We start from the raw sequence: 9329 nt of genomic DNA on the forward strand, positions 1-9329 counted from the left end.
GATCACGCCCTGTCGGGGTAATAGTCAGCGTCTTTTTCTTGGCAAGATCGTAGATGAATTCGGGATTATTGACCCAAACGTAGGCTCCTTTGTACCCGTCCATCATCTGCCGGCCGGTCGCCTCTCCGCTGAATTGCTGCCCGTCAACGTCGAAAAGCACGGAAATCTCTTCGCCCGTACCGACCCCTGCACCTGCCTTGGTGTAAAGTGCCAGGTAGCCGCGTGCCTGCGCGTCCGGCACGATGCCCATCTGGAACTGCGTCTCGGCGGYCAGGTTCTTGGCAATCAGGCAGCCGCGATCCTGACCGTCGGTGACATAGATGTCCCACTCGGCTTCCGATCCGTATTTCTTGTACGTATCGGCGGCCGCGGCTGTTGCAGTTAGGACTGCAAGGACCAACGCGGTGCCGATTCCCATGTGAGTGTACATAGTTCTCTCCTGTGCTTCTGGGTTGGTAACGTTCAGCGTCTCTTCGAGGCGCATCGCCTCCTAGTTCGTCACATCGCGGCTATGGCGATGGTGTTCCGAGGCAATGTGGACAAGCAGGGCCGCACGAACGGCGACGTTCCCATCCTGTCTTGTTGGACCGCGGGGGACTCGCCCACTAATTGCTCCGGTTAAGGTTCAGAGATCGATCGCCGTGCCGGAGTAAGCTCAGAACGCGCCTGCCGCGAGCGTTTGCGTGTAAATTACGTGGGCGGCGTGAACCTGATGCGCGGGGCGCTCGGAGGCTCTCGCCTGTCCTCGAGACCAGAACCGGCGTAGGCGCTGCAGTCGCCTGAGGTCGGTGTCTGGCGTGCACATGGGGATCTCTCGAGATGCGCACTTTGTGCGCGAGAGCTGGATGTCGGGAGAGGTGACGGGGGGCGGATACCGGCCGGAAGCGCCAGAGTTCTGGCGATAGAACTCACCGCCGAGTATCGACGCGTGATTGGGCAACGGCCTGCTTCTCCCGAAGCGCGGCTTCAACCTCGCGCGCCAACCGCTCGACAAGGTCTTGCCATTCGGCCCTCCTTGCCGCACGTATTGGCGGCGGAAGCTGATCGACGCTCGACAGCGCCGCCTCGGCTTCCGCAAGTCCGTCGCACATATCGGAAAAATTCTGATCCGCCTGGATCATTCGACGGATTGATAGCTCAAGCTCAGGAAATCGGCGGAGTGCTGCCGATAAAGCTGCACGCGTTCTTGTCGCTCTTTGCTCCATCTCGCTACCCACAGGAGGAAAAAAGCTAGTCACCAAGCCATTGCTGGAGCAAGCACCGGAATGTTAATTACATGAGCGATTATGTAACGGAAGAATAAAAAGAAGCCGCGCAAGTCGCGGAAGCGGCAAAAAGGGGGCGGTTGTGATCCACGAGGAGGTCCCCGCAAAAGGGGAGGCCGATCTTCCGGTCGAGGACTGTCGCGCCCAGTTAGCGCGCATCCTGAGCAGCGCCGACTTCGGCGCAACTGACCGCAAACACAGGTTCCTCCGCTATGTCGTGGATGAGGCTTTGGCAGGGCGCGGCAGCCGCATCAAGGCCTATTCGATCGCGGTCGAGGTGTTTGGCCGCGATGCTTCTTTCGATCCTCAGGCGGATCCGATCGTCCGCGTCGAAGCGGGCCATCTCCGCCGCACGCTCGAACGGTACTATCTGACCGCGGGCCAGGCCGACCCCATACTTATCAGCATCCCGAAGGGTGGCTACGTTCCCACCTTCTCGCTGCATCATGCGCCCAGACCTGCTCCCGAAGAGCGCACAGGCGCTGCTCCCCCCGCGCCCCCGCGGCCACGCTTGCGAAGCAAGCCTCGGTTCATAGCAGCAGCCGCGATATCGGTTGCAGTTGCGATGATGCTTGTCTGGTGGGGGTACTCATTCCGACTTCCGCCAAGCAAGCCGGAAATCCCGCGCTTGCTGGTCGAGTGGTTTGACGACCTGGCGGGAACGGACGAATCTGCGGCTCTTGCCCGCGGGCTCACGCAGGAAGTCATCGGTCAGCTCTCCAAGTTCAAGGACGTCATTGTCGTTCAGTCGCCCGCCGCGGCGACACATTCGCAGGTTCGGTACGCAGTTGCAGGAAGCGTAGATCTGTCGGCCGGCACCTTCCGGTTTCGGGTCCGTATGTTCAATCGCGCTGACGGATCGGTGCTCTGGGCGCACAGTTACGATGGCACGACGACGGTTCCTGATCTTCTGAAGGCTCAGGCCGATGTTGCCAGCAAGGTAGCGACAAGCCTGGCACAGGCGTACGGGATCATCTTTGAGGCGGACGCTAGGCTCGCTATCCCCAACCCTCCTGACGACTGGGCCGCGTATTCCTGCACGCTCTCCTATTATTCGTACCAAGTCAGCTTCGATCCAGAAACCCGTTCATCGGTGCGCTTCTGTCTCGAGAAGGCGGTGGAGCGCTTTCCCGCTTACGCAACCGCCTGGGCGCTTCTATCATTGATCTACATTGACGAGGCACGGTTCCGTTATCCGTTCGATTCCGTGTGGCAAGCGCCTATGATCGATCGCGCCGTTGCCGCCGCCGATCGGGCGGTGGGGCTGGAGCCACTCAACGTCCGGGGTCTGCAGGCCCAGATGTTTGCTCTTTATTTCAGGCGAGAAATCGACGCGGCCTTGAGAGTGGGCAGCCGCGCAATGACCATCAACCCCAACGACACCGTATTTATGGGCGAATATGGGTTTCGGTTGGCGTTATCCGGAAATTGGCAGGAGGGGTGTGCACTGCTTGCAGAGGCGCGTGAACGCAATCCGGAGCCTCTAGCCTACTATGAGGTCGGACTTGCCCTTTGCTCCTATTTTAGCGGCGACCATCGGCAGGCAGCCATGTGGATCAGGAAAGCAAATATTCTAGCCAATGCAGTGTATCGTGTGATTGCTGCCGCGATCTTTGCCGAGGGAGGTTACAAGGCGGACGCCGAACGCGAGCGCACTTGGCTCCTGGAACATGAACCCGCCTTGGTGAGAAACGTTCGGCAAGAGGCGTTGTTGCGGTTTGGCCGTCTGGAAGATGCCGAATTGTTCCTCGGCTCGCTTCGGAAGGCGGGCTTGGAATTCCCCGATTGAAGCAGGCAAAGCCATGTCGATCCGCTCTGCTTCCTGTTGGCTACAGTAATTTACCTCCCGTATGGTGAAACAATGCGCCAAGCCTTGGGCAGGGTGACGGATTCGAATGTCCTGCCGCCATCAAGGAGAGTTGCACTATGACAACCAGACGGAACCTGCTGCTGGCCGCCACAGCTGTCGCAGCGACCGCAGCGCTTAGACCACGCGAGGCGCAGGCAGACGACAACGTGGCCGACTTCCTGTTCGTCCAGACCGCAAGCGCGATGACATTCGACAAGGCGACGAGCAAGCTGACGCTCGAAGGCATTGGCGCCACGACGTTGTTTTTCTCCGACCGTCCCGAGCGCATTGCCGGGAACATGGATACGACGGCTTTCGTGCCGTTCTGGAGCAAGGGCAAGGACAGCTTCCTGATCGATCCGCCGAACGCCGACCTGTCGATCCTGGAAGGGAACAAGCTCCAGCAGGTCGTCGTCGTCCTGGAGAATCCGGAACTGAGCGACAATAATTTGACCTACTCCGTGAAGGTGGTTGGCGGCGAGATGCCGGAGAAGGGCTCCGAGGTTTCCGTTTTCATCGACATCATCGGCATGCCCTTGACGCCGCTCTCTTATGCGGGCGTGGCAAGACGCGGCTTCCGACGGGCTGTTATTTACTAGCGCTGCCCGAAACGCGGTACCGGACTTCGAGACGACCTTAAGAGGAGTACAAAAAAATGTTGACGAAGCGAGATCTACTTCGCTCCGCTGCGGCGATCGCCGCCGGAGCCGCGATTGCGAGGCCAAGCCTGCTGATGGCGCAGGGCCATCCCGGCATCATCGAGGCCAAGGACATCGCCGAGGAAGGCTTCGTCTATGGCCTGCCGCTCGTGATGTATTATGCGGTCATGCAAGAGTTCGCCGTGGACAAGAACTCGGGGCAGTTCAAGGCGCCGTTCAACGAAATCAACAACCAGCATCACGTCGCCACCCCCGAGGATACGGCGGTCATCACGCCGAACAGCGACACCCCTTATTCGTTCATCTGGCTGGATTTGCGCGCTGAGCCGATGGTTATCTCGGTGCCTATGATCGAAAAGGACCGCTACTACTCGGTCCAGCTGATCGACGGCAACACCTACAATTTTGGCTATATCGGCACGCGCGCCACGGGGGCCGAGCCGGGCGACTATCTGGTGGTCGGCCCAGACTGGAAAGGCGAGAAGCCCAACGGCATCAAGCAGGTCTTTCAATCGACGACGCCGTTCCCGCTCGCGCTTATCCGCACCCAACTCTTCAACCCCGACGACATATCGAACGTCGAGAAAATCCAGGCCGGCTACAAGGCGCAGCCGCTTTCTGCCTTCGCAAAACAACCCACACCGCCTGCCGCGCCGAAGATCGATTTCCTTCCTGCCACCACTGCCGGGATCAAGGACAACTTCTTCCAATATCTCGACGCAGCCCTGCAATTCGTCCCCGAGACGCCAAGGGACCAGGCTGTTCGCGCGAAACTTGCGAAGATTGGCATCGGTCCCGGCAAGACCTTCGCGTTCAAGGATCTGTCGCTCGAACACAAAGCCGAAATCCTGGTGGCCATGAAGCAGGGTGACGACAAGGTCAACAAATGGCTGGCCAGCGGAAACAAAGATATCAACGGCTGGAACGTTGGCTCGTTCTTTGGCGACGAGGCCTTCTACAACGGCGATTGGGTGATGCGGGCTGGCGCTGCCAAGGGCGGTCTCTTGGGCAACGATGCCGTGGAAGCGATGTACCCGTATACACGAACGGACGCGACCGGTGAGCCGCTCGACGGCAGCAAGCACAACTACACACTCACCTTTCCCGCCGGGCAGCTCCCGCCGGTGAATGCGTTTTGGTCGGTTACGATGTACGACGGCAAGAGCCAGTTCCTGGTCAAGAACCCGATCAATCGCTACCTCATCAACTCTCCGATGTTGTCGGCAATGAAGAAGGACGCCGACGGCTCGCTGACGCTGTATCTCCAAAAGGACAGCCCCGGTGCGGACAAGGAATCAAATTGGCTTCCAGCACCCGATGACAAGATCTACCTCGTGATGCGCCTATATTGGCCGAAGCCCACGCCGCCTTCGATCCTGCCTGCGGGACAGGGCACTTGGCAGCCACCCGGTATCAAAGTGGCGAACTAAGGGCACGCCGGCGGCCAGCCATCAGGGCTCGTCGCCGCTCGCCGCTTGAAGTCCAGCTGATCGGGGCTAAGCCGCCGACGAAGGATCTGCTGCGCCCCGGAACAGACCGGCAGTTTATTGCCGGTCTCAGCCCAGCAACCGTCAGTCATTATCCAGGTCATTGGACCCGAGAAAATCTTGGAGGAAGTCATGAACATTACACGTCGTACCGTATCGATCGCCGGCCTTCTTGCCGCAACGTCGATCACGTCGATAGCTCGCGCCGACGACGGCATCATCTCGGACCTCATGGAAGGTTCTGACGAATTCGCTCTCGCAGTCGAGGCCTATACGTTCGGCTATCCGCTGGTCACGATGGAAATGACCCGTCGCGTCATCACCAACGTCGCCGAGCCAAAGGGAACAAGGGCCCCGATGGGGCATCTCATCAAGCTGCGCGAATACCCGAACTCTTCGTTCCGGGATGTGACGGCTCCGAATGCCGACACATTGTACACCTCAGCGTTTTTCGATGTCGGCCAGGAACCCTGGGTCGTCAGCATTCCGGACCTGAACGACCGCTACGCCCTTTTCCCGATGCTCGACGGTTGGACGAAGGTGTTCGACGTTCCGGGGAAACGCACCACCGGAACCGGTGCGCAGACCTTTGCCGTGACCGGTCCCGGCTGGGAAGGTACGCTGCCGGAGGGCGTCACGCAGTACAAGTCACCGACCAGCATCGTCTGGCTGATCGGGCGAATCTATTGCACCGGCACGCCCGAGGATTATGCCGCGGTTCACAAGATCCAGGACGAGGTGAAGCTTTATCCGCTTAGCGCCTACGGCAAGGATTGGACGCCGCCGGCAGGCAACGTCGACCCGTCGATCGACATGAAGACGGCAGTGCGCGATCAGGTCAACAAGATGGACGCGGTCGAGTATTTCACCCTGCTCGCCGGACTTCTGAAAACCAACTCGCCGACCGAAGCAGACGCGCCGATGGTCGAGAAACTGGCCCAGATCGGCATCGTGCCGGGGCAGGATTTCGACAAGTCGAAGTTCGATCCGGCCTTCGCCAAGCGTGTTCCGCAGTTCGCCTTCGCCCGCATCATGCTGCATTTCAAGTTCAGCGACGGCGACGTCAAGGACATTAACGGCTGGGGCTTCACGACCAAGACCGGCATCTACGGTACGGACTACGTCCAGCGTGCGCTCTTGACGGCCATCGGCCTTGGCGCCAATCGCCCGCAGGATGCGATCTATCCGACGTCCATGAAGTCGGACAGCGGTCTGATCAAAAGAGCCTACAATGGCTCGGAAAAATACGTCCTGACCTTCAAGAAGGACCTGACACCGCCGGTTTCCGGCTTCTGGTCGCTGACCATGTACGACGCGGACTACTTCTTCGTCGAAAATCCGCTCAACCGCTACTCCATCAGTGCCCGCCAGCCGCTCAAGGCCAATGCTGACGGCTCGATCGACCTGTTGATCCAGAACGAATCCCCTGGACCCGACAAGGAATCGAACTGGCTTCCTGCGCCCAAGGGCAAGTTCATTCTGATGATGCGGCTCTATTGGCCCAACGAGAGCGACCCCTCGATCATCAACGGTTCGTGGACGATTCCGCCGGTCAGGAAGGTGAGTTGAGTTCGGTTGTCGATGAGGAGAGAGCAATGATACGCATGACGAGACTGTTTTGCGCCACCGCCACGGTGCTGATGATGGGCCTCGGCGCCGCTTCCGCCGATACGGCGCCGAAGATGAAGATGACGACGCCTTTCGCACCGGGCGTCGCCGTGCCGGACGAGATCGAGTCCTCGATCGGGACGCTGAATCTCAACTACGGCTACCCGTCGGCCGATACCGTCGACAAAATCTACGACAATTTGGACCGTTCGCGCGCGCTGCAGGCTTATCTGCTGGCCATTCCGATCGTAAATCAGGCCGGCATGCGCGACTCGATACGCAAGTTTGGCCCTGATAACCAGACCGACGTGATCTGGGAAAATCTGGTCGATCCGAGGAGCGTAGAGCTGACGGCCAACGATAATACGATCTACAACTACGTTTGGGTCGACACGAGCAAGGGACCGTTGGTGGCCGAGATTCCGCCCAAGGTTCTGGGGATGGTCGACGACTTTTGGTACAAGTGGGTGGCCGACATCGGCATCACGGGGGCCGACAAAGGCGAAGGCGGCAAGTACCTCCTGTTGCCGCCTGACTTCAAGGGCGACATACCCGCCGGGTTCCACGTCGTGCGGCCGAGCACCTTCGGCAGCTACCTCGTGTTTCGCGCCTTCGTTGTGGACGGTTCCACCCAACCTGGGGTCGACTCGGTCAAGAAGAACCTTCGGATCTATCGCCTGGACGAGGCCGCCAACCCACCGCCGATGAAATTCGCCAATGCCTCGGGAATTCCATCGAACTTCGTCGCACCTGGTGACTACTCGTTCTGGAGCCTGTTGAACCAGGTCATCCAGGAAGAGCCAGCTGACGGTTCCGATCCAACCACCTTGGGCCTGTTCGCCTCGATCGGCATCGTCAAGGGCCAGCCCTTCAATCCCGATGAGCGGATGAAGAAGATCCTCACCGACGCCGCCAATATCGGCGCCGTGACGGCGCGGACAATTGCCTTCAAGGTTCGCGCGAAGGATGCGTATTTCTATCCGGACAGCACTTGGCGCCTGCCGTTTTTCGGCGGCTACAAGTTCGAGTCCGCGCCCGGTGTCAGCAACCTGGATGGTGCTGTTTTCTACTATTACTTTGCCATCGGCGTCACGCCGGCGATGGAGGAAAAGATGGTGGGCGAGGGCTCGCAATATCCTTGGTCGGTTCAGGATTCGGAGGGCAATCCCTTTGATGGCGGCAAGACTTACAAGCTGCGCCTGCCGCCAAATATCCCGGTCAAAGATTTCTGGTCGGTCATCGTTTACGACAACCAGACCCGCTCCATGGTGCAGACCGACCAGCAAGCCCCGAGCGTCAGTAGCCAGGGCAAGGGCGTTAAGACCAATGCGGATGGTTCGGTAGATGTCTACTTCGGACCCAAGGCACCGGCGGGAATGGAGAACAACTGGGTGCAGACGATTCCGGACAAGGGCTGGTTCATGATCCTTCGCCTCTACGGTCCGCTGGAACCCTGGTTCAACAAGACCTGGAAGCCGAGCGAGATCGAACTTGTGAAGTGATGCGGCACTTGTCCACGTCAGTTTGATCTCAAGTCGAGATTTGAGGAGGCCGACGCCTCCTCAAGGCTGGCTGCAGCGAGTCTTTCAAGACTGATCCCTGAAAGAATGCCGGGCGCTGCAGCAACACTAGTAACGCGCGCATGGTCGAGAAGAGGAAGCGAAGGAAGTGAAACGAATCTGCCTACTGGGCTTGCCGGTGAGCGTCATGGGCGTGCTCTCGGCAGCTTGCGCCGCTCAGGCGCAGGAAGACGCCGACGAACTGGCCAAGCAACTCTCCAACCCGATTGCCAGTCTGATAAGCGTGCCGCTGCAGAGTAACTTCGAATCGGGCGCAGGTGTCGACGGCGACGGCTTCGCCTACACCCTGAACATCCAGCCCGTCATCCCGATCTCGATCAGCGACGATTGGAACCTGATATCGAGAACCATCCTGCCGATCGCTTTTCGGGACTACCTGCCACCGCCGGACGGCAACACATTTGGGCTGGGGGATATCACCCAGAGCCTGTTCTTGTCGCCGAAGGCGCCCGGGCCGGGCGGACTGATCTGGGGTGTCGGGCCTGTGTTCCTTATACCGACGGCCACCGAAGACTATCTCGGCACCGACCAGTTCGGAGTTGGGCCGACTGGGGTCGCCCTTAAGCAAACCGGGCCATGGACGATCGGTGTGCTCGCCAACCACATCTGGTCGGTCGCCGGAGAAGGCGAACACGAGGACGTCAATCAGACGTATCTGCAGCCCTTCGTTTCCTACGGTCTCGGCCATGGCAGGACAATCTCACTGAACACTGAATCAAGTTACGATTGGGCCGCCGACCAATGGACCGTGCCAATCAACCTTGCCGTATCGCAGGTGTTCAAGATCGGTGACCAGGTGATGAGCTTCCAGGTCGGAGGCAAATACTACGCGCAAGCCCCAGAGGGAGGTCCAGATTGGGGCATTCGCACGACACTTACGT

The 9329-nt window shown here is 59.4% G+C and carries 8 protein-coding genes; 7 read left to right on the top strand and 1 reads right to left on the bottom strand.

Translation table 11 applies throughout. From position 1 onward, the window contains the following. Window positions 1-484: hypothetical protein (locus tag AC1DUU_RS13760; RefSeq protein ID WP_476783978.1), on the bottom strand; the 484-nt coding region annotated here is incomplete at its 3' end. A gap of 448 nt (window positions 485-932) precedes the next feature. Here AC1DUU_RS13760 and AC1DUU_RS13765 point away from each other — a divergent pair. From AC1DUU_RS13765 to AC1DUU_RS13795, 7 genes are all read left to right on the top strand, one after another. Beyond that, window positions 933-1133 carry a hypothetical protein gene (locus AC1DUU_RS13765; protein ID WP_476783979.1) on the top strand — a complete coding sequence of 67 codons (201 nt, stop codon included), beginning with the start codon at window positions 933-935 and terminating at the stop codon, window positions 1131-1133. 214 nt (window positions 1134-1347) lie between these two features. Further along, window positions 1348-3054, top strand: a complete 1707-nt coding sequence (locus tag AC1DUU_RS13770) for a hypothetical protein (RefSeq protein WP_476783980.1) — start codon at window positions 1348-1350, stop codon at window positions 3052-3054. A 137-nt stretch (window positions 3055-3191) separates the two neighbouring features. Further along, window positions 3192-3713: a hypothetical protein gene (locus tag AC1DUU_RS13775; protein ID WP_476783981.1), complete on the top strand. Its 522-nt coding sequence runs from the start codon at window positions 3192-3194 to the stop codon at window positions 3711-3713. Window positions 3714-3769: 56 nt separating this feature from the next. Continuing rightward, a complete protein-coding gene (locus AC1DUU_RS13780) occupies window positions 3770-5203 on the top strand; it encodes a DUF1254 domain-containing protein (RefSeq protein WP_476783982.1) in 1434 nt (477 codons plus the stop codon). Between the two features lie 189 nt (window positions 5204-5392). Then, window positions 5393-6829: a DUF1254 domain-containing protein gene (locus AC1DUU_RS13785; protein WP_476783983.1), complete on the top strand. Its 1437-nt coding sequence runs from the start codon at window positions 5393-5395 to the stop codon at window positions 6827-6829. 26 nt (window positions 6830-6855) lie between these two features. Then, a complete protein-coding gene (locus tag AC1DUU_RS13790) occupies window positions 6856-8370 on the top strand; it encodes a DUF1254 domain-containing protein (RefSeq protein WP_476783984.1) in 1515 nt (504 codons plus the stop codon). Window positions 8371-8536: 166 nt separating this feature from the next. Then, on the top strand, window positions 8537-9329 hold a 793-nt coding region (locus AC1DUU_RS13795), incomplete at its 3' end, for a transporter (protein ID WP_476783985.1).

It is taken from the genome of Aminobacter sp. P4_H6_2 (assembly GCF_056400805.1).

What these genes read in the sequence shown, in the direction of transcription:
- AC1DUU_RS13775 (WP_476783981.1), top strand. Translation starts at nt 3,192, where the DNA reads ATGACAACCAGACGGAACCTGCTGCTGGCCGCCACAGCTGTCGCAGCG.
- AC1DUU_RS13780 (WP_476783982.1), top strand. Translation starts at nt 3,770, where the DNA reads ATGTTGACGAAGCGAGATCTACTTCGCTCCGCTGCGGCGATCGCCGCC.
- AC1DUU_RS13785 (WP_476783983.1), top strand. Translation starts at nt 5,393, where the DNA reads ATGAACATTACACGTCGTACCGTATCGATCGCCGGCCTTCTTGCCGCA.
- AC1DUU_RS13790 (WP_476783984.1), top strand. Translation starts at nt 6,856, where the DNA reads ATGATACGCATGACGAGACTGTTTTGCGCCACCGCCACGGTGCTGATG.